Origin of the sequence: Klebsiella pneumoniae subsp. pneumoniae HS11286 (assembly GCF_000240185.1) — a bacterium.
In the GTDB taxonomy this organism is placed as follows: domain Bacteria; phylum Pseudomonadota; class Gammaproteobacteria; order Enterobacterales; family Enterobacteriaceae; genus Klebsiella; species Klebsiella pneumoniae.
In genome coordinates this window covers 3,787,003-3,807,395 of the sequence record NC_016845.1, presented here as the reverse complement: position 1 = coordinate 3,807,395, position 20,393 = coordinate 3,787,003, and the positions used below count along the sequence as shown (strand labels likewise).

Genomic DNA, 20,393 nt, shown 5'->3' with positions numbered 1-20,393 from the left:
CCGTTTAGTCGGGACAATCGTGCTGGTGGCGCTGGGGGTGATTATCCTGCCAGGGCTGCTGGACGGGCAGAAAAAGCATTACCAGGATGAGTTTGCCGCGATCCCGCTGGTACCGAAACCAGGCGATCGCGATGAACCGGATATGTTGCCGGCGGCAACCCAGGCGTTGCCTTCGCAACCGCCGGAAGGGGCGGCGGAAGAGGTGCGGGCGGGCGATGCCGCCGCGCCATCGTTAGATCCATCGCGTATTCCGGTGAACAGCAACAGCTTCGATGACGTTCAGGAGCCGGTGGTGGCCGCGAAACCGCAGCCCAAGCCGCAGCCGAAACCGCAGCCGCAACAGCAGGCCGCGACGCCAACGCCGCCGCCGGCTAAGCCACAGCAGCAACAGCCATCGCAGCAGCAGGCGGCCCTGCCGGCGCCGACCGGCAAAGCCTATGTGGTTCAGCTGGGCGCGTTGAAGAACGCCGATAAGGTGAATGAGATTGTCGGTAAACTGCGGGCCTCGGGTTTCAAAGTCTATACGTCGCCTTCGACGCCGGTACAGGGTAAAATTACCCGCATCCTCGTCGGCCCGGATGCGTCAAAAGACAAGCTGAAAGGCCAGCTGGGCGATCTGCAGCAGATTTCCGGGCTTAGCGGGGTGGTGATGGGTTTCACCCCGAACTGATTGTTTTTTCCGCCATGCGGAGAGAACGTGGCGGGGAGAAACGCCCCGCAAACCCTGTCTCAGCCGCCCTGAAGAGGCGAAAGGCAGTCTGGCGTTGAATGTTTTTTCAGCGCCATTTTTATTTCTGTAGGGCATGGAAATCCCTACGCAAACGTTTTCTTTTTCTGTTAGAATGCGCCCCGAACTGGACGACAGGGCGTAAATCGTGGGACGTATATGGTCTGGATTGATTACGCCATTATGGCGGTGCTGGGTCTTTCTTGCCTGGTCAGCCTGATCCGCGGCTTTGTTCGCGAAGCTTTATCGTTAGTCACGTGGGGTTGCGCGTTTTATGTCGCCAGCCATTACTACGCTGACCTGTCTGTCTGGTTTACGGGCTTTGAGGATGAACGGGTTCGAAATGGGATTGCTATTGCGGCGCTGTTTATCGTGACGCTCATCGTTGGCGCTATCGTGAACTATGTGATAGGCCAGCTGGTGGAGAAGACCGGTTTGTCAGGAACCGACAGGGTATTGGGGATCTGCTTCGGCGCGCTACGTGGGGTGCTGATCATCGCCGCTATCCTGTTCTTCCTGGACACCTTTACCGGGATGGCGAAGAGCGATGACTGGCATCAGTCGCAGTTTATTCCCTATTTTACCCCCGTCATCAGATGGTTTTTTGAATACCTGCAAAGCTCGTCAAGTTTCTTGCCTAAAGTATAGACTTTGGGTCGTTGCTGAACGAGGAAAAGACGTATGTGCGGTATTGTCGGTATCGCCGGTGTTATGCCGGTTAACCAGTCGATTTATGATGCGCTAACGGTGCTCCAGCACCGTGGACAGGATGCCGCTGGCATCATCACCATTGATGCCAACAACTGCTTCCGGTTGCGTAAGGCTAACGGGCTGGTAAGCGACGTATTCGAGGCCCGCCACATGCAGCGTATGCAGGGCAATATGGGTATTGGCCACGTGCGTTATCCTACGGCGGGCAGCTCCAGCGCCTCCGAGGCGCAGCCGTTTTACGTTAACTCGCCGTATGGCATCACATTGGCGCATAACGGCAACCTGACCAATGCGCACGAGCTGCGTAAAAAGCTGTTTGAAGAAAAACGCCGCCATATCAATACCACCTCTGATTCCGAAATCCTCCTCAATATTTTCGCCAGTGAGCTGGATAACTTCCGTCACTACCCGCTGGAAGCGGACAACATCTTCGCGGCGATTGCGGCGACCAACCGCCTGATCCGCGGCGCGTACGCGTGCGTGGCGATGATCATCGGGCATGGCATGGTGGCCTTCCGCGACCCTAACGGCATTCGTCCGCTGGTGCTGGGTAAACGTGACGTTGGCGACGGTCGCACCGAGTATATGGTGGCCTCGGAGAGCGTGGCCCTTGATACGCTTGGTTTTGAATTCCTGCGCGATGTGGCGCCGGGCGAAGCGGTCTATATTACCGAGAAGGGCCAGCTCTATACCCGTCAGTGTGCCGATAATCCGGTCAGCAACCCGTGCCTGTTCGAGTACGTCTATTTTGCCCGTCCGGACTCGTTTATTGACAAAATTTCCGTCTACAGCGCCCGCGTCAACATGGGGACTAAGCTGGGCGAAAAGATTGCCCGCGAGTGGGAAGATCTGGATATTGACGTCGTTATTCCGATCCCGGAGACCTCCTGCGACATCGCGCTGGAAATCGCCCGCATTCTCGACAAACCTTATCGTCAGGGCTTCGTGAAGAACCGCTACGTCGGCCGGACGTTTATCATGCCCGGTCAGCAGCTGCGTCGTAAATCTGTTCGCCGTAAGCTCAACGCCAACCGTGCGGAATTCCGCGATAAGAACGTGCTGCTGGTCGATGATTCCATTGTACGCGGCACCACCTCGGAGCAGATCATTGAGATGGCGCGTGAAGCAGGGGCGAAAAAAGTGTATCTCGCCTCCGCTGCGCCGGAAATTCGTTTCCCGAACGTGTACGGTATCGATATGCCGACCGCCAACGAACTGATCGCCCATGGCCGCGAAGTGGATGAGATCCGCCAGATCATTGGCGCCGACGGCCTGATTTTCCAGGATCTCAACGATCTGATCGACGCGGTGCGCGCGGAGAACCCGGATATTCAGCAGTTTGAATGCTCGGTGTTCAACGGCGTATATGTGACCCGGGATGTCGACCAGCAGTACCTCGACTATCTTGACTCCCTGCGTAACGATGATGCCAAAGCGGTCCAGCTGCAAAACGAAGTCGAAAACCTCGAGATGCACAACGAGGGTTAAGCCGTTCACGCGTCGCGGGCCTGCCGTACCTAAAGGACGGCGGGCTTTTTTTCGCCCCTTAACTGTGCGTCAATAGTTGCGCCAGAGGCTATAATCCGGCAAAGTCTGCGGCACACGCGCAAGGGGTAACAGAACGTGAAACGACTGATTATTGGCATTTCCGGCGCCAGCGGCGCCATTTACGGCGTGCGGATGCTGCAGGTGCTAAGAGATGTGCCGGATATTGAAACTCATCTCATCCTCAGCCAGGCGGCGCGCCAGACGTTGGCCATGGAGACCGACTACTCCGTACGTGAGGTGCAGGCGCTAGCCGATGTGGTGCATGACGCCCGCGATATCGCCGCCAGTATCTCTTCCGGTTCTTTTAAAACCGCCGGGATGGTGATTTTACCCTGCTCAATGAAGACGCTCTCGGGCATTGTCCATAGCTATACGGATGGCCTGCTGACCCGGGCGGCGGATGTCGTGCTGAAAGAGCGTCGTCCGCTGGTGCTCTGCGTGCGGGAAACGCCGTTCCATTTGGGCCATCTGCGTCTGCTGGTTCAGGCTGCAGAGCTGGGGGCGGTGATAATGCCGCCGGTACCGGCTTTTTACCACCGGCCACAAAGCCTGGACGATGTCATCAACCAGACCGTCAATCGGGTACTCGATCAATTTGATATTAGTCTGGAGCACGACTTGTTTACCCGCTGGCAGGGGGCCTAGTGTCGCACTATAGTGGTGCATGAAATGTACGCTTGCGCTCCGGTGGTGCAAATTTGTTGCCGCGATCAAATCCTCGACATTTATTTCGTCTTTTTGCGCTCAGGCGCTGCGGTTTCGCCAGTAATGCTGGTATCTTCCCTTTTAAGACAATCCTGCAACTTTATTTTAACAAATTTAACCCTGTTCCCGGCACGCACCGGGAAGATGGCACAAAAACTGCAGGATTGATCGGCAATCACCATAACAAGCAACGCACCACATCACGACACTTAAGGGTACTGTATGAAGAAGACGATTCTGGCTCTCTCTTTACTCGTGGGAATGAGCAGCACGGCCAGCGTGTTTGCTGCTCTGCCGCAGAGCATTCGCATTGGCACTGACGCGACCTATGCGCCATTTTCGTCGAAAGACGCGAAAGGGGACTTTGTTGGTTTTGATATCGATTTAGGCAATGAGTTGTGCTCCCGAATTAAGGTGAAATGTACCTGGGTCGGCAGTGATTTTGACTCCCTGATCCCCTCCCTCAAAGCGAAGAAAATCGACGCCATCATCTCTTCCCTCTCTATTACCGAGAAGCGCCAGCAAGAGATCGCCTTCTCTGACAAGCTATATGCCGCTGACTCGCGTCTGATCGCCGCCAAAGGGTCGCCGATCCAGCCGACGCTGGAGGCGCTGAAAGGCAAGCACGTCGGCGTGCTGCAGGGTTCTACTCAGGAAGCCTATGCTAACGACCGCTGGCGCAGCCAGGGCGTTGACGTGGTGGCTTACCAGAACCAGGATCTGATCTATTCAGACCTCGCAGCTGGCCGTCTGGATGCGGCGCTGCAGGATGAAGTCGCCGCCAGCGAAGGCTTCCTGAAACAGCCTGCCGGGAAAGATTTCGCCTTCGCCGGCCCGTCCGTTAAAGACAAAAAGTACTTTGGCGACGGCACCGGTATCGGCCTGCGTAAGGACGACGCCGAGCTGAAAGCCGCGTTTGATAAAGCGCTGGGCGAGATGCGTAAAGACGGCACCTACGACAAAATGGCGAAGAAATACTTCGATTTTAACGTGTACGGCGACTAAGACTGCTGCAGGCCCGCACAATGGGGTGGGCCTGCCGCCAGGTTCGTATCCATGCCCCAAAAGGGTGCATCTAAACGCGCTGTGGATCATTTCAGTGCAAAAGCAGCCAGTTTTTTGGCTAAAAAATGCATAGTTAAGCGTTTCTGATGCAAAAAATCGGCCTTTCTGGTGCATAAATCTTTGCCCTTAAGGGGCGAATAATGGCACGATAACTGGCGTAAATAGTTCTAATAAACCCGTTAGAATGACAGTCTGTCGAGGATAGTTATGAAAAAACTGGCGTTGTCTCTCTCTTTAGCGCTGGCCCTTTCCAGCGTTTCCACGGTCTTTGCCGCCATCCCGCAAAAAATTCGTATCGGTACCGATCCGACTTATGCTCCCTTCGAATCGAAGAATGCGCAGGGAGAATTGGTCGGTTTTGATATCGATCTGGCAAAAGAGCTGTGTAAGCGTATTAATACGCAATGTACCTTTGTTGAAAACCCGCTGGATGCGCTGATCCCCTCCTTAAAAGCGAAGAAAATCGACGCGATTATGTCTTCGCTGTCGATTACTGAAAAGCGCCAGCAGGAAATTGCCTTCACTGACAAGCTGTATGCGGCAGATTCGCGTCTGGTGGTGAAAAAGGGCAGCCCGGTAACGCCGGATCTCGCCACCCTCAAGGGTAAGCGCGTGGGCGTGCTGCAGGGGACGACTCAGGAAACCTATGGCAATGAGCACTGGGCGCCGAAAGGTATCGAAATTGTCTCCTATCAGGGGCAGGACAATATCTATTCCGACCTGACCGCCGGCCGGATCGACGCCGCGTTCCAGGATGAGGTCGCGGCCAGCGAAGGGTTCCTGAAACAGCCTATTGGTAAAGATTACCAGTTTGGTGGCCCGTCAATCAAAGACGAGAAACTGTTTGGTGTTGGCACCGGTATGGGGCTGCGTAAGGAAGACAACGAACTGCGTGAAGCGCTGAATAAGGCGTTTGCAGAGATGCGTAAGGACGGCACCTACGACAAGCTGGCGAAAAAATATTTCGATTTTAACGTATACGGCGAATAATTCTCACGCCTCGCCATTGCGTGCGTTTCGCGCGCAATGGTGAATGACAGACAGGGTAGGCAGCATGCTGTATGGGTTTTCACAGGTTATTTTGCAGGGTGCGCTCGTCACCCTGGAGCTTGCGCTCAGCTCGGTCGTTCTCGCCGTCCTGATTGGGCTGGCGGGCGCTGGCGCAAAGTTATCGAGCAACCGTCCACTGGCGCTGGTGTTTGAAGGCTATACCACTCTGATCCGCGGCGTGCCCGATCTGGTGCTGATGCTGCTGATTTTCTACGGCCTGCAGATTGCGCTAAACAGCGTTACCGACGCGCTGGGTATGGCCCAGTTTGATATCGATCCGATGATCGCCGGGATTATTACCCTTGGCTTTATCTATGGCGCCTATTTTACGGAAACCTTCCGCGGCGCCTACCTGGCGGTGCCGAAGGGGCATATCGAAGCGGCTACCGCCTTTGGCTTTAGCGGCGGGCAGACGTTCCGGCGTATTCTCTTCCCGGCGATGATGCGCTACGCGCTGCCGGGGATAGGCAACAACTGGCAGGTTATCCTCAAGGCGACGGCGCTGGTCTCGTTGCTGGGGCTGGAGGATGTGGTCAAAGCCACGCAGCTGGCCGGGAAAAGCACCTGGCAGCCGTTCTACTTCGCCATCGTCTGCGGCCTGATTTATCTGGTGTTTACCACCGTTTCTAATGGCGTACTGCTGCTGCTCGAACGCCGCTATACCGTTGGCGTGAAGAGGGCTGACCTGTGATTGAAATTATTCAGGAGTACTGGAAATCACTACTGTGGACCGACGGCTATCGCTTTACCGGCGTGGCGATTACCTTATGGTTGCTGATCTCTTCAGTGGTAATGGGGGGCATCCTGGCGGTGTTTCTGGCCATCGGCCGCGTCTCGAGCAATAAATTTATCCAGTTCCCCATCTGGCTGTTCACTTACATATTTCGCGGCACGCCGCTGTATGTGCAACTGCTGGTTTTTTACTCCGGCATGTATACCCTGGAAATCGTCAAAGGCACGGAGCTGTTGAACGCTTTTTTCCGCAGCGGGCTAAACTGCACGGTACTGGCGTTAACCCTGAATACCTGCGCCTATACCACTGAAATTTTCGCCGGCGCGATCCGCTCAGTACCCGCCGGAGAAATTGAAGCAGCGCGGGCCTACGGCTTCTCTTCGGTCAAACTGTATCGCTGCATTATTCTGCCTTCCGCGCTGCGGATTGCGCTACCGGCCTACAGTAACGAAGTGATCCTCATGCTGCACTCTACCGCGCTGGCGTTTACCGCTACGGTACCGGATCTGCTGAAAATCGCCCGCGATATCAACTCGGCCACCTATCAGCCGTTCACCGCGTTTGGCATCGCCGCGGTGCTCTATTTAATTATCTCGTATGTGCTGATTAGCTTGTTCCGTAAAGCGGAAAAGCGCTGGTTGCAGCATATCAAACCTTCTTCGACGCATTGAGAACGCCATGTCCGACAATAAATTAAACGTTATCGATCTGCATAAACGCTATGGGGAACACGAGGTGCTGAAGGGCGTCTCGCTGCAGGCGAAAGCCGGGGACGTTATCAGCATCATCGGTTCATCGGGTTCCGGAAAAAGTACCTTTTTGCGCTGTATTAACTTCCTTGAAAAACCGAGCGAAGGCACGATCGTCGTCAGCGGCCAAAATATTGGTCTGGTACGGGATAAAGACGGCCAGCTGAAGGTGGCCGACAAGAACCAGTTGCGCCTGCTGCGCACCCGGTTGACCATGGTGTTTCAGCATTTCAATCTGTGGAGCCATATGACGGTGCTGGAGAACGTCATGGAGGCGCCGATTCAGGTGCTGGGCTTAAGCAAACAGGAAGCGCGCGAACGGGCGGTAAAATATCTGGCCAAGGTCGGGATAGACGAACGTCAGCAGGCGAAGTATCCGGTGCATCTTTCCGGTGGCCAGCAGCAGCGTGTCTCTATTGCCCGCGCGCTGGCGATGGAACCGGAAGTGCTGCTGTTTGATGAGCCGACCTCCGCGCTGGATCCGGAACTGGTGGGCGAAGTGTTACGCATTATGCAGCAGCTGGCAGAAGAGGGAAAAACCATGGTGGTGGTGACCCATGAAATGGGCTTTGCCCGCCACGTCTCTTCACATGTCATTTTTCTGCATCAGGGTAAAATTGAAGAAGAAGGGCATCCGGATGCGCTGTTTGGCGCGCCGAAAAGCCCGCGCCTGCAGCAGTTTCTGAAAGGTTCGCTGAAATAATCGGCTCATCCGGCGTCTGCGGACGCCGGATGAGCTTCCCGCTCCAGCCGATAGATCCAGTCATCGTAATCGACGCCGTTCAGATGATAGGCTTTCTCCAGCACCTGGGTGCGCACAAAGCCTTGCTTCTCCAGCAGGCGCGATGAGCCACGGTTTTCACCCAGCACCCAGGCATTGATGGCCTGCACCCCCAGGGTGGTGAAACCATACTCGCAGACCGCCCGCAGCGCTTCGCTGGCATAGCCTTTTCCCTGAGCCTGAGGCAGCAGCGCGTAGCCGACGTCAGCTTCGTGCGGATTTTTCGGACTGATGCGGAGCCCAATATCGCCCAGCGCCTCGCCGAATTTATCGCGCAATACAAACACCCCGGGATCGGCACAGCGACTGACGAAGACGCTGCGCAGCGCCTCCTCGCTTAACACCTCCCCCATAAAACGCATCACCTGCGGATCCTGGCGCAGGCGCAGAAAAAAGGGCCAGTCATCGGTAACAAAGCGGGTAAGCGAAAGGCGTGGTGTGGTGATGGTCGTCATAAAGCAGTCAATACGCAGAAAGAAAAGCCTACCTTAGCACTTTGCTTTGCCAGGTAACACCGGCGAACCGGCCGGCTGGCGGTGAATTCAGGCGATTAAGGGCGCTGGTTGTCCTGAATATGGCGATGCTGCAGCGCCAGGGTGAGGCCATCAAGGCGTGGAGCATGAGCCAGCAGAATGGAATCAGGGGAGCCAATGCTCCCCTGTGTCAGCCATTAACTCAGCACATCCTTTAGCGCTTCGTCCAGATCGTACCAGCGGAAGGCAAAGCCGGCGGCCTCCAGACGCTTTGGCAGCGCGCGCTGGCCGCCGAGCACCAGGACGGCGGATTCCCCCATCAACAGGCGGATAGCGGCGGCGGGAACGCGGAAAATCGCCGGTCGATGGAGCGCATGACCCAGCGCATGGGCGAACTGCTCGTTATGCACCGGGTAGGGAGAAACCATATTGAACGGACCGCGCAGATCGTTATCCAGCAGCCACAGAATGCCGTTAACCATATCGTCGATATGGATCCAGGCCAGGTACTGTCTGCCATTGCCGATAGGCCCGCCGAGGCCGAGCTTAAAGGCGGGTGTCATTTTGCCGAGAATACCGCCCCGCGGAGCCAGTACCACGCCGGTGCGCAGCAGGCAGACGCGGGTGCGCTCGCTTTGCGCTTCGCAGGCAATTTGCTCCCAGCGGGCGCACAGCTTATGGGTAAACTCATTGTGCGGTGGCTCTTCTTCGGTCACCACCACCTCGCCGAGGTCGCCATAGTAGCCGATGGCAGACCCGCTGATCAGCACGGAGGGAGGGGTGTCGCTGGCGTGGATCAGGCCCACCAGCCGCTGCGTGAGATCCCAGCGGCTATGGCACAAGCGTTGTTTCTGCTCGGCCGTCCAGCGTTTATCAGCGATGGGTTCACCCGCCAGATTGATGACGGCATCAATGTCATTGAGGTGGTGATGGCCCTCGAAATCGCGCCACAGGGTGACGCGCGGATCGAGACGGGCGCGGGCGGTATCCGGATGTCGCGTGGAGACCGTGACGCTATGCCCGAGCTCCAGCAATCTGGGTATCAGATGTCGGCCAATCAGGCCGGTACCACCAGTAAGCAGGATCTTCATACCACCTCCCTGACATGGTTAGCGACGCCAGCTCATGGTCATGGACACCGAGTCGGCATAGCGCAGCGCATGAAGTTTATCAATCTCCACTTCAGCATATGTGACCCAGTGATGTTCGCATGCGATATTCAGCACATCCTGAGTTAATTTTTCCAGCAGCGAAAAACGGCCATTCTCAAGATGGCTGATTATGCGCTTGGTAATGGTGCGATAGTTCAGCGCATCATTGATGTCCTCGCTGTCGCGCGCTTTATCGGCAGGGTAGTGAATGGCTACATTCACTACCACGTCCTGGCGGTTGGCGATCTCTTCCTCTTTAATACCAATAAAAGTCCGCAGGCGCAGGTTCTTAATACGAATAATGGCGTCTGGTTGAGACATTGCAGGCTTCCTCCGTGGTGTAAGTCCTGCAATCATACAACAAAGCGCGACGGGCGAGCAGGGGGTTAATAAAGCTGAATTTTTAACATCGCTTCCGACGTTGCCGGCCGCTGCTTAATGCGCTCATACCAGTTGTGCACCGCCGGATAGTTCGCCAGATCGATACGCTGTCGGACATGGCAGTTCACCCAGGGCCAGGCGGCGATGTCGGCGATACTGTAGTGGTCGCCGCCAAGCCACGGGCTGCATCCCAGACGCTGATTTAGCACCCCATACAGTCGTTGGGTTTCCACCTGAAAACGTTCAATAGCGTAGGGCACGGTTTGCGGCGCGGAGTGGGAAAAATGTTGATTTTGCCCCAGCATCGGCCCCAGCCCGCCGACCTGCCAGAACAGCCACTGCAGCGTGACGTAGCGTTCCCGCAGCTCGCCGCTCAGCAGCTTACCGCTTTTTTCCGCCAGATAGAGCAGGATGGCGCCGGACTCGAAAACGCTCAATGGCGCCCCGCCGTCAGCAGGCATGTGGTCGACGATAGCCGGAACTTTATTATTCGGCGAAATCGCCAGAAACTGCGGATGAAATTGTTCCCCTTTGCCGATATCGACCCGAATTAGCCGATAGGCTAGCTCCGCCTCTTCGAGGAACAGGGTGATTTTGTGGCCGTTTGGGGTGGGTGCATAGTAAAGATCGATCATAATATTTCCCGCCGTCGTGGGTCGCAAACTGTTCGAGTATAGGTGAAGCTGCGCCACCCGGGAGAAATTCCGCAAGCGACCCGGCAGCCAGGCGACGAGTCGTCCGCGCTCGAGCAGTGACATCGCCTGTAAGACAGGCTATGTTGGCTTATTGTCCTGTCTACCACCCTTGAGGAAGCTATGAGCCAGCCTGTCATTACCCTGTGGTCCGATGCCGATTTTTTCTCACCGTACGTGATGTCTGTCTATGTCGCTCTGCAGGAAAAAAGCCTGCCTTTTACCCTTAAAACCGTCGACCTGAACCGCGGCGAACATCTGCAGGCGGGCTGGACAGGCTATGCCGCCACCCGTCGCGTACCGCTGCTGGAGGTTGATGATTTCGCGCTAAGTGAGTCTTCGGCGATTACTGAGTATCTGGATGAGCGTTTCGCGCCGCCGGAGTGGGAGCGCATCTACCCGCATGATCTGCAAAAACGAGCCCGCGCCCGGCAGATCCAGGCCTGGCTGCGCAGCGATCTGATGCCAATTCGTGAAGAGCGATCCACCGCCGTGGTGTTTGACGGGGCGAAAATGCCGGACCTCAGCGAGGCCGGCAGGCAATCTGCGGAAAAGCTGTTTGCCACCGCCACCACGCTACTGGCCCACGGCGGGAAAAATTTATTTGGCGAATGGTCTATTGCCGACGCAGACCTGGCGCTGATGCTCAATCGCCTGGTTCTCAATGGCGATAAGGTACCGGAGGCGCTGGCTGATTATGCGTCTTTCCAGTGGCAGCGGGCCTCAATCCAGCGTTACGTGGCGCTTTCCGCCAAACGCTGAGGCTGATAACCCGCCGCGCTTCCGCTATCATAGAGGCATCGTAACCAGTGGAGATGGAACCTATGAAGCTGATGTTTGCCTCCGATATTCATGGTTCGCTGCCCGCCACGGAACGCGTGCTTGAACGGTTCGCGCAAAGCGGCGCCAGGTGGCTGATCATACTCGGCGATGTGCTCAATCACGGTCCGCGTAACGCGCTGCCTGAGGGGTATGCGCCGGGTGAGGTGGCGGAGCGGTTGAACAGCGTGGCGGAACGCATTGTTGCCGTTCGCGGCAACTGCGACAGCGAAGTGGATCAGATGCTGCTTCGTTTTCCAATCACCGCGCCCTGGCAGCAGGTGCTTAGCGAACGCTATCGCCTGTTTCTGACCCACGGGCATCTCTATAGTCCGGATAATCTGCCGCCGCTGGCCGCTGGCGATGTCCTGGCATATGGCCATACTCATATACCGGTCGCGGAAAAACGCGGCGCAATTTACCTCTTTAATCCCGGCTCAGTGAGTATCCCGAAAGGGGGATATTCCGCCAGCTATGGGCTGCTGGATCAGGGGCGGCTGCAGGTTTTAGCACTCAATGATAATCAGGTTATTGCAGAGGTTGCAATTTACCCGTAATTTAGCCCTCAATCATAAAGACGCGCCGCGAGAGCGCATTTAAAGTAAGGTTTCCTGATGGCGGAACAGAATCATTTGGCAAGCACAGAATGGGTCGATATTGTTAATGAAAACAATGAGGTGATAGCACAGTCCAGCCGCGAGCAAATGCGCGCGCAGTGCCTGCGCCACCGGGCGACCTATATCGTCGTTCATGACGGAATGGGGAAAATTCTGGTGCAGCGACGCACCGAGACAAAAGACTTTCATCCGGGCATGCTGGATGCCACCGCTGGCGGCGTCGTGCAGGCTGATGAGCAGCTGCTGGAATCGGCCCGTCGCGAGGCGGAAGAGGAGTTAGGCATCGCCGGGGTGCCGTTTGCCGATCACGGCCAGTTTTATTACGAAGACAAATTCTGCCGCGTCTGGGGAAGTCTGTTTAGCTGCGTCTCCCACGGGCCGTTCGCCCTGCAGGAAGAAGAGGTCAGCGAGGTGTGCTGGTTAACGCCGGAAGAGATCACCGCCCGCTGCGATGAGTTCACGCCGGACTCCCTGAAAGCGCTGGCGCTGTGGATGACCCGCAACGCCGGTAATGAGTATGATGATGCGGAAGAGAGCGAGCGCGAATAAAGATCGCAAACGCGCGACAGCAATCGTCGCTCGCCTCCTGACGACAAAAAGGCAGCCATTCGGCTGCCTTTTGCTTTGACCACAGCGGCAGATTACTTCTGCTGCTGAGCCGATTGGATCGCGGTCAGTGCGATGGTATAGACGATATCGTCTACCAGCGCGCCACGGGACAGGTCGTTGACCGGCTTGCGCATACCCTGCAGCATCGGCCCGATGGAGATCAGGTCGGCAGAGCGCTGTACCGCTTTGTACGTGGTGTTACCGGTGTTCAGATCCGGGAAGATGAACACGGTCGCGCGGCCAGCTACCGGTGAGTTCGGCGCTTTGGACTTCGCTACGTCAGCCATCACCGCGGCGTCATACTGCAGCGGGCCGTCGATCATCAGGTCAGGACGTTTTTCCTGCGCCAGACGGGTCGCTTCGCGGACTTTCTCGACATCGCTACCCGCGCCGGAGGTACCGGTGGAGTAGGAGAGCATCGCTACGCGCGGTTCGATGCCGAAGGCAATCGCGGATTCAGCGGACTGAATAGCGATTTCCGCCAGCTGCTCGGCGGTCGGGTCCGGGTTGATCGCGCAGTCGCCGTAAACGTAAACCTGTTCCGGCAGCAGCATGAAGAACACGGAGGAGACCAGCGAGCTGCCCGGCGCGGTTTTGATCAGCTGCAGCGGCGGACGAATGGTGTTGGCAGTGGTGTGAACCGCGCCGGATACCAGACCGTCGACTTCGTCCTGTTCCAGCATCAGGGTGCCGAGAACCACGTTGTCTTCCAGCTGCTCACGCGCGACCGCTTCGGTCATGCCTTTGTTCTTACGCAGTTCGACCAGGCGACCCACATAGCTTTCGCGAACCACTTCCGGATCGACGATTTCAATGCCGGCGCCAAGCTCCACGCCCTGGGCCGCGGCTACGCGGTTGATCTCATCCGGGTTACCCAGCAGGACGCAGGTGGCGATCCCGCGTTCGGCGCAAATCGCCGCCGCTTTCACGGTACGCGGTTCGTCGCCTTCCGGCAGAACGACACGTTTGCCGGCTTTGCGCGCCAGCTCGGTCAGCTGGTAGCGGAAGGCTGGCGGAGAGAGACGGCGGCTGCGCTCGGAGGTCGCGGTCAGCGATTCGATCCAGTCGGCGTTGATGTAGTTGGCCACGTATTCCTGAACTTTCTCGATACGCTCGTGATCGTCAACCGGTACTTCGAGGTTAAAGCTCTGCAGGCTCAGGGAGGTCTGCCAGGTGTTGGTGTTGACCATAAATACCGGCAGGCCGGTCGCGAAAGCGCGTTCACACAGCTTGCTGATGCGCGCGTCCATTTCATAGCCGCCGGTCAGCAGAATGGCGCCGATTTCCACGCCGTTCATTGCCGCCAGGCAGGCCGCAACCAGCACGTCAGGACGGTCTGCGGAGGTAACCAGCAGAGAACCAGGGCGGAAGTGTTCCAGCATGTGCGGGATGCTGCGCGCGCAGAAAGTCACGGATTTCACGCGGCGGGTATTGATATCGCCTTCGTTGATGATGGTCGCATTCAGATGGTGCGCCATGTCGATCGCGCGGGTCGCGATCAGATCGAAGCTCCATGGCACTGCGCCCAGCACCGGCAGCGTGCTGCCTTTCTGCAGCTGAGCCGGGTCAATCTTCACGATTTTTGCTTTCGACGAGTCGTCGAAAATTTCCGACAGGTCAGGACGGGTACGGCCCTGATCGTCGACAGGGGCATTCAGTTTGTTGACGATAACGCCGGTGATGCTGGTATTTTTGGCGCCGCCAAAGCTGTTACGGGTCAGTTCGATACGCTCGTTCAGCTGTTCTGGCGTGTCGGTGCCCTGAGACATCACGAAGACGATTTCAGCGTTCAGCGTTTTGGCGATTTCAAAGTTCAGCGCCTGGGCGAACTGATGCTTACGGGTCGGTACCAGGCCTTCCACCAGCACCACTTCCGCGTCCTGAGTATTCGCGTGGTAGTTGGCAATGATCTCTTCCATCAGCACATCTTTCTGATTGCTGGAGAGCAGAGACTCAACATGGCTCATCTTCAGCGGTTCAGCGGCGGTGGTGGTGGAGGAGCTGGCGCGAACGATGGTGGTGGTCTGGTCTGGGGCATCGCCACCGGAACGCGGCTGGGCGATAGGTTTAAAGACGCTCAGACGAACGCCTTTGCGTTCCATAGCGCGGATCACACCGAGGCTGACGCTGGTCAGACCTACGCTGGTACCGGTAGGAATTAACATGATAGTACGGGACACGGTATATCCTCTTTCGTTACCGCCAGTATCAGGCGGGATACAAAACAGCACCGCCAGCTATCCGTCATATTTCAAGTTGCACGTGCGTTGGCTCTACTTGCTCACCCCGGTGGCGTACGCGCTGTACGCGGCCGGGGTTTTGCTGTGTCGCCGCCTTCCTGCAGCTCGAATTATTGCGGGTCAGGGCTGGCGATGTGGAATTATGCGGTCAGACGGCTGGCGTCTTGCGCGATGACCAGCTCTTCGTTGGTCGGGATAACCACGGCAGGACGGGTGCCTTCTTTGTTGATGAAGCCAGACTTGCCGAAGCGGGCAGCAAGGTTACGCTCATGGTCAACTTCAAAGCCCAGTACGCCCAGTTTGCCCAGCGACAGCTCACGCACCATCGCGGCGTTTTCACCGATACCACCGGTGAAAATAACGGCGTCAAGACGGCCGTCCATCAGCGCGGTGTAGGAACCGATGTATTTCGCCAGGCGGTGGCAGTAAACGTCCATTGCGCGTTTAGCGTCGGCTTTTTCCTGATAGTTGTCTTCCACGTAGCGGCAGTCGCTGGTGACTTCGGTCAGACCCAGCAGGCCGGACTCTTTGGTCAGCATTTTGTTGATCGCGTCAACGCTCATGCCCAGGGTGTCGTGCAGATGGAAGATGATGGCCGGATCGATGTCACCGGAGCGGGTACCCATCACCAGGCCTTCCAGCGGGGTCAGACCCATGGAGGTGTCAACGCATTTACCGTTACGGATAGCGGAAACAGAACCACCGTTGCCGAGGTGGCAGGTGATGATGTTCAGCTCTTCCACCGGCTTGTTGAGGATCTTAGCGGCTTCCTGAGTCACGTAGAAGTGGCTGGTGCCGTGCGCGCCGTAACGACGAACGCCGTGCTCTTTGTACAGGCTGTACGGCAGGGCGTAGAGATAGGATTCTTCCGGCATGGTCTGATGGAACGCCGTATCGAATACAGCCACGTTTTTGTCTTTCAGGTGCGGGAAGGATTTCAGCGCTTCAGCGATGCCGATCAGGTGTGCCGGGTTGTGCAGCGGTGCGAAAGACGCGGCGTCTTTAATACCCTGAATTACGGACTCGTCGATCACCACGGAGCTGGTGTATTTTTCACCGCCGTGTACGATACGGTGGCCGATTGCGGTCAGCTGAGCAGACAGTTCTGGTTTTTGTGCCAGAATAGTGTTAACGATAAAGTTCAGCGCTTCACTGTGCGCGGCGCCCGCGCCTAACTCGGCTTCTTGTTTGCTGCCGTCCATTTTCCATTTGATACGGGCTTCCGGCAGGTGGAAGCATTCCGCTAAACCGGACAGATATTCGTCGCCGTTCACGGCGTCAAGGATAGCAAATTTCAGAGAGGAGCTACCGCAGTTCAGAACCAGTACTAACTTACTCGACATGGAAGTACCTTTTTATGATACGTGGCTAAAAAAACGTCAGTGTGTCATTAGCGTAGCGCAGGATGACCTCGACATTTATGATTAACATCATGCCTTGTTCTGTTTTCGGGCACGATGAGAGAAGTACATTTGATTTTATGCCATTTTGCATAATTTTCAGCCAATGGCAGAATATGCGATAATTTGACTAGCCTGGCAAAGAGTCTAACCGCCCTTTCAGGCGGGCACAGGATACCTGATTGCGGCATCCTTTGCCAAAATCTTTTGAACGATGTCATGCATAGTTGGTGTTTTGCACGAATTTTTTAAGTTTTATATGTAAAGTTGAGGTAAAGCCATGTCGACCCCTGAGAAACGCCCCGTTAGCTTCTTTAGCTTGTTCAACCGCGGGCAGCATTACGCAAAGACCTGGCCTCTCGACAAGCGCCTCGCGCCGGTGTTTATTGAAAACCGCATTATTCGTGCCACCCGCTATGCCATCCGCATCATGCCGCCAATCGCCATTTTTACCCTCTGCTGGCAGATAGCTCTTGGCGGCCAGCTGGGCCCCGCCGTCGCTACCGCGCTGTTTGCGCTGAGCCTGCCGATGCAGGGACTCTGGTGGTTGGGTAAGCGTTCGGTGACGCCGCTGCCGCCCTCCATTCTTAACTGGTTCTATGAAGTGCGCGGTAAACTGCAGGAGGCGGGGCAGGCGCTGGCACCGGTCGAAGGCAAGCCCGATTATCAGGCGCTGGCTGACACGCTTAAGCGCGCCTTCAAACAACTGGATAAAACTTTCCTTGATGATTTGTAATTCACTACGGAAAACGCATATAAAAGAAGGCGCATGATTTATGCGCCTTCTTTATTTCACGCCCTACCGTGCTACAGGAGTCACAACATGGAAATGACCAATGCGCAGCGTCTGATTTTATCCAATCAGTACAAAATGATGACGATGCTCGACCCGGATAATGCGGAACGCTACCGTCGTCTGCAAACCATCATAGAGCGTGGGTATGGGCTACAGATGCGTGAACTGGACCGCGAGTTTGGCCAGTTGACGGAAGAAACCTGCCGTACCGTTATTGATATCATGGAGATGTACCACGCGCTGCACGTCTCCTGGACCAACCTGAAAGACGCGGCGGGTATCGATGAACGCCGGGTCACCTTCCTCGGATTTGATGCCGCCACCGAAGCGCGTTATCTCGGCTATGTGCGTTTTATGGTCAACGTTGAAGGCCGCTACAGCCATTTTGACGCCGGTACCCATGGCTTTAACTCGCAGACCCCGATGTGGGAGAAATATCAGCGGATGCTGAGCGTCTGGCACGCTTGCCCGCGCCAGTATCATCTGAGCAGTAATGAAATTAATCAAATTATCAACGCCTGAGGGAGGTGCCCGTGCAGTGTAAAGGTTTCCTGTTCGATTTAGACGGGACGCTGGTGGATTCCTTGCCGGTGGTGGAGCGTTCATGGTGCAAGTGGGGGGATCGTTTCGCCATTGACCATGATGAAATTCTCAGTTTTATTCACGGCAAGCAGGCCATTACCTCCATTCGCCATTTTATGCCGGGGCGCAGCGAGGAGGATATCCAGGCCGAATTTCGCTACCTCGAGCAGATAGAAGCCACTGATATTGAGGGTATCGTCGCGCTGCCGGAGGCATTAGCCCTGCTGAATACGCTCAATGAGGCCGGGATCCCGTGGGCGATTGTCACCTCCGGCTCGATTCCGGTTGCCCACGCGCGTCACCGCGCGGCGGGCCTGCCGATGCCTGAGGTGTTCGTCACCGCCGAGCAGGTGAAACACGGCAAACCGGCGCCGGACGCCTATCTGCTGGGCGCCGAGCGGCTGGGTCTGCCTGCCGGGGAGTGCGCGGTGGTGGAAGATGCGCCGGCGGGGCTCCTCTCCGGACTGGCGGCCGGCTGTCGCACTATCGCGGTCAACGTGCCCGCCGATGCCCCTCGCCTGGATGAAGCCGACCTCGTTCTGAGCAGCCTGGAAGATCTGGTGGTTGAACGCCAGACTGACGGCGTGGTAAATGTGCGTCTTAAAGCGTAAACCCATGATTTCGCCCCGCGTCGTCGGGGCTTTTTTATGCCACTATGTCGACTCCCACTTGTGACAAGGAAACGTTGTGAACGGTGAATTGATTTGGGTTTTATCCCTCCTGGCCATCGCGGTTGTGCTGTTTGCTACCGGCAAGGTGCGCATGGATGCTATCGCCCTGATGGTCATTGTCGCCTTTGTCCTCAGCGGAACGCTGACGTTAAATGAAGCTTTTTCCGGATTCAGCGATCCTAACGTGATCCTGATTGCCGCCCTGTTTATTATCGGCGATGGCCTGGTGCGCACCGGAGTCGCCACCAAAATGGGGGCATGGCTGGTGAGCGTGGCGGGGAACAGCGAAACCAAAATGCTGATCTACCTGATGCTCACCGTCGCCGGTCTGGGCGCGTTTATGAGCTCCACCGGGGTGGTCGCCATTTTCATCCCGGTGGTACTTAGCGTCTCGGCGCGGATGAATACCTCGCCATCGCGGCTGATGATGCCGCTGAGCTTCGCCGGGCTTATCAGCGGGATGATGACCCTGGTGGCGACGCCGCCCAACCTGGTGGTCAACAGTGAATTGCTGCGCGAGGGACTGCACGGCTTCAGCTTTTTCAGCGTCACGCCGATTGGCCTGGTGGTGCTGATCCTGGGCATCGTCTATATGCTGGCGGTGCGCTTTATGCTGAAGACGGATAATGGCGACTCCGCACGCGATGGGCGAAAAAGAAGCACCTTCCGCGATTTGATCCGCGAGTATCACCTCACCGGCCGCGCTCGCCGGCTGGCCATCCGCCCGGGTTCGCCGATGATCGGTCAGCGGCTGGATGATTTAAAGCTGCGTGAGCGCTACTGCGCCAACGTGATCGGCGTTGAACGCTGGCGGCGGTTCCGCCGGGTAATTGTCAACGTCAACGGGGTATCGGAATTTCGCGCCCGCGACGTCCTGCTGATCGATATGTCCGCCTCCGATGTCGATTTACGCCAGTTCTGCGGCGAGCAAATGCTTGAGCCGATGGTATTGCGCGGCGAGTATTTTGCCGATCAGGCGCTGGATGTGGGGATGGCGGAGGTGGCGCTGATCCCGGATTCAGAGATGATTGGCAAAACGGTGCGTGAGATAGCCTTCCGCACCCGGTTTGGTCTCAATATCGTCGGCATGAAGCGCGATGGCAAAGCGATGGATGGTTCGGTGGTCGATGAGCCGCTGCAGCTCGGCGATATCCTGCTGGTGGTCGGCAACTGGCGGCAAATTGCCCTGCTGGCGAAGCGCGGCCGGGATTTCGTGGTACTCAATATGCCGGTTGAGGTCGATGACGCTTCGCCGGCCCACAGCCAGGCTCCGCATGCGATTTTCTGCCTGGTGCTGATGGTAGCCCTGATGCTCACCGATGAAATTCCCAACCCGATTGCCGCGATTATCGCCTGTCTGCTGATGGGCAAATTCCGCTGCATCAATGCCGAAAGCGCCTACAAGGCGATCCACTGGCCGAGCATTATTTTGATTGTTGGGATGATGCCGTTTGCCCTGGCGCTGCAAAAAACCGGCGGGGTGGATCTGGTGGTGAAGGGACTGATGGATGTCGCCGGAGGCGAGGGGCCTTATCTGATGCTCGGCTGCCTGTTCATGATGTGCGCGGCGATTGGGCTGTTTATCTCAAACACCGCCACGGCGGTGCTGATGGCGCCTATTGCCTTAGCGGCGGCGAAGTCAATGGGCGTCTCTCCCTATCCTTTTGCCATGGTGGTGGCGATGGCGGCTTCGGCGGCGTTTATGACCCCGGTCTCCTCGCCGGTTAACACCCTGGTGCTTGGCCCTGGCAAGTACTCATTTAGCGATTTTGTCAAAATAGGCGTGCCCTTTACCATACTGGTGATGGTGGTCTGCGTCCTGCTGATCCCGGTACTGTTTCCGTTTTAAGATATTCTGGCCGGGTAGAGCACAACCGCCGCCCGGCCAGAACC

24 protein-coding genes are annotated in these 20,393 nt (G+C 56.7%); 17 read left to right on the top strand and 7 right to left on the bottom strand.

The features are described from left to right. Positions 1-19: 19 nt before the first annotated feature. The 4 genes from KPHS_37730 (at position 20) to KPHS_37700 (ending at position 3,631) form a co-directional block, all read left to right on the top strand. A complete protein-coding gene (locus KPHS_37730; RefSeq protein YP_005228073.1) occupies positions 20-670 on the top strand; it encodes a cell division protein DedD in 651 nt (216 codons plus the stop codon). A gap of 216 nt (positions 671-886) precedes the next feature. Beyond that, entirely contained in the window at positions 887-1,375 is a 489-nt protein-coding gene (locus KPHS_37720) for a colicin V production protein (protein ID YP_005228072.1), read from the top strand. 33 nt (positions 1,376-1,408) lie between these two features. After that, positions 1,409-2,926, top strand: a complete 1,518-nt coding sequence (locus tag KPHS_37710; protein ID YP_005228071.1) for an amidophosphoribosyltransferase — start codon at positions 1,409-1,411, stop codon at positions 2,924-2,926. 135 nt (positions 2,927-3,061) lie between these two features. Continuing rightward, positions 3,062-3,631, top strand: coding sequence for a 3-octaprenyl-4-hydroxybenzoate carboxy-lyase (locus KPHS_37700; RefSeq protein ID YP_005228070.1), 570 nt, complete (start codon positions 3,062-3,064; stop codon positions 3,629-3,631). Between the two features lie 80 nt (positions 3,632-3,711). Here KPHS_37700 and KPHS_37690 read toward each other — a convergent pair whose 3' ends face one another. Further along, positions 3,712-3,873, bottom strand: a complete 162-nt coding sequence (locus KPHS_37690) for a hypothetical protein (RefSeq protein ID YP_005228069.1) — start codon at positions 3,871-3,873, stop codon at positions 3,712-3,714. Between the two features lie 40 nt (positions 3,874-3,913). Here KPHS_37690 and KPHS_37680 point away from each other — a divergent pair, with 40 nt between their 5' ends. The 5 genes from KPHS_37680 to KPHS_37640 all read left to right on the top strand — a co-directional run bounded on the left by KPHS_37680 (position 3,914) and on the right by KPHS_37640 (position 7,991). Further along, positions 3,914-4,696 (top strand): lysine-arginine-ornithine-binding periplasmic protein, encoded by a 783-nt coding sequence (locus KPHS_37680; protein ID YP_005228068.1) that lies wholly within the window; start codon positions 3,914-3,916, stop codon positions 4,694-4,696. Positions 4,697-4,963: 267 nt separating this feature from the next. Beyond that, on the top strand, positions 4,964-5,746 hold the full coding sequence (locus KPHS_37670) for a histidine ABC transporter substrate-binding protein (RefSeq protein ID YP_005228067.1): 783 nt from the start codon (positions 4,964-4,966) through the stop codon (positions 5,744-5,746). A 64-nt stretch (positions 5,747-5,810) separates the two neighbouring features. Next, on the top strand, positions 5,811-6,497 hold the full coding sequence (locus KPHS_37660) for a histidine and lysine/arginine/ornithine transport system ABC transporter permease (RefSeq protein YP_005228066.1): 687 nt from the start codon (positions 5,811-5,813) through the stop codon (positions 6,495-6,497). After that, positions 6,494-7,210, top strand: coding sequence for a histidine and lysine/arginine/ornithine ABC transporter permease (locus KPHS_37650; protein ID YP_005228065.1), 717 nt, complete (start codon positions 6,494-6,496; stop codon positions 7,208-7,210). The genes KPHS_37660 and KPHS_37650 overlap by 4 nt, the downstream gene beginning before the upstream one ends. Before the next feature lie 7 nt (positions 7,211-7,217). Further along, the gene (locus KPHS_37640; RefSeq protein YP_005228064.1) at positions 7,218-7,991 is read left to right on the top strand and encodes a histidine/lysine/arginine/ornithine transporter subunit; all 774 of its coding nucleotides are present in this window, start codon (positions 7,218-7,220) and stop codon (positions 7,989-7,991) included. 5 nt (positions 7,992-7,996) lie between these two features. Here KPHS_37640 and KPHS_37630 read toward each other — a convergent pair whose 3' ends face one another. Then, positions 7,997-8,524: a putative acetyltransferase gene (locus tag KPHS_37630; RefSeq protein YP_005228063.1), complete on the bottom strand. Its 528-nt coding sequence runs from the start codon at positions 8,522-8,524 to the stop codon at positions 7,997-7,999. A 119-nt stretch (positions 8,525-8,643) separates the two neighbouring features. Between KPHS_37630 and KPHS_37620 the strand changes: the two genes are divergently transcribed. Then, positions 8,644-8,760, top strand: a complete 117-nt coding sequence (locus KPHS_37620; RefSeq protein ID YP_005228062.1) for a hypothetical protein — start codon at positions 8,644-8,646, stop codon at positions 8,758-8,760. On the opposite strand, the gene KPHS_37610 is transcribed toward KPHS_37620, so the two are convergent. The 3 genes from KPHS_37610 to KPHS_37590 form a co-directional block, all read right to left on the bottom strand. Beyond that, entirely contained in the window at positions 8,740-9,633 is an 894-nt protein-coding gene (locus tag KPHS_37610) for a putative cell division inhibitor, NAD(P)-binding protein (RefSeq protein YP_005228061.1), read from the bottom strand. The genes KPHS_37620 and KPHS_37610 overlap by 21 nt on opposite strands. Before the next feature lie 18 nt (positions 9,634-9,651). Then, entirely contained in the window at positions 9,652-10,014 is a 363-nt protein-coding gene (locus KPHS_37600) for a dihydroneopterin aldolase (protein ID YP_005228060.1), read from the bottom strand. A 65-nt stretch (positions 10,015-10,079) separates the two neighbouring features. Further along, complete coding sequence (locus KPHS_37590) at positions 10,080-10,709, bottom strand: glutathione S-transferase (protein ID YP_005228059.1); 630 nt, start codon at positions 10,707-10,709, stop codon at positions 10,080-10,082. Positions 10,710-10,889: 180 nt separating this feature from the next. Between KPHS_37590 and KPHS_37580 the strand changes: the two genes are divergently transcribed. From KPHS_37580 to KPHS_37560, 3 genes are all read left to right on the top strand, one after another. Next, the gene (locus KPHS_37580; RefSeq protein ID YP_005228058.1) at positions 10,890-11,528 is read left to right on the top strand and encodes a putative glutathione S-transferase; all 639 of its coding nucleotides are present in this window, start codon (positions 10,890-10,892) and stop codon (positions 11,526-11,528) included. Positions 11,529-11,590: 62 nt separating this feature from the next. Further along, positions 11,591-12,142, top strand: coding sequence for a phosphodiesterase (locus KPHS_37570; protein ID YP_005228057.1), 552 nt, complete (start codon positions 11,591-11,593; stop codon positions 12,140-12,142). Between the two features lie 57 nt (positions 12,143-12,199). Next, positions 12,200-12,751, top strand: coding sequence for a putative enzyme (Nudix hydrolase) (locus KPHS_37560; protein YP_005228056.1), 552 nt, complete (start codon positions 12,200-12,202; stop codon positions 12,749-12,751). Positions 12,752-12,843: 92 nt separating this feature from the next. Here the strand turns inward: KPHS_37560 and KPHS_37550 are convergent, their stop codons facing one another. Then, positions 12,844-14,991: a phosphate acetyltransferase gene (locus KPHS_37550; protein ID YP_005228055.1), complete on the bottom strand. Its 2,148-nt coding sequence runs from the start codon at positions 14,989-14,991 to the stop codon at positions 12,844-12,846. A gap of 200 nt (positions 14,992-15,191) precedes the next feature. Next, on the bottom strand, positions 15,192-16,394 hold the full coding sequence (locus tag KPHS_37540) for an acetate kinase (protein ID YP_005228054.1): 1,203 nt from the start codon (positions 16,392-16,394) through the stop codon (positions 15,192-15,194). Positions 16,395-16,731: 337 nt separating this feature from the next. Here KPHS_37540 and KPHS_37530 point away from each other — a divergent pair, with 337 nt between their 5' ends. From KPHS_37530 to KPHS_37500, 4 genes are all read left to right on the top strand, one after another. After that, positions 16,732-17,187, top strand: coding sequence for a DUF412 domain-containing protein (locus KPHS_37530; RefSeq protein YP_005228053.1), 456 nt, complete (start codon positions 16,732-16,734; stop codon positions 17,185-17,187). An 87-nt stretch (positions 17,188-17,274) separates the two neighbouring features. Then, positions 17,275-17,769, top strand: coding sequence for a YfbU family protein (locus KPHS_37520; protein YP_005228052.1), 495 nt, complete (start codon positions 17,275-17,277; stop codon positions 17,767-17,769). Between the two features lie 11 nt (positions 17,770-17,780). Next, the gene (locus KPHS_37510; RefSeq protein YP_005228051.1) at positions 17,781-18,440 is read left to right on the top strand and encodes a putative phosphatase; all 660 of its coding nucleotides are present in this window, start codon (positions 17,781-17,783) and stop codon (positions 18,438-18,440) included. A gap of 76 nt (positions 18,441-18,516) precedes the next feature. Then, positions 18,517-20,349, top strand: coding sequence for a sodium/sulfate symporter family transporter (locus tag KPHS_37500; protein YP_005228050.1), 1,833 nt, complete (start codon positions 18,517-18,519; stop codon positions 20,347-20,349). Positions 20,350-20,393 lie beyond the last annotated feature (44 nt).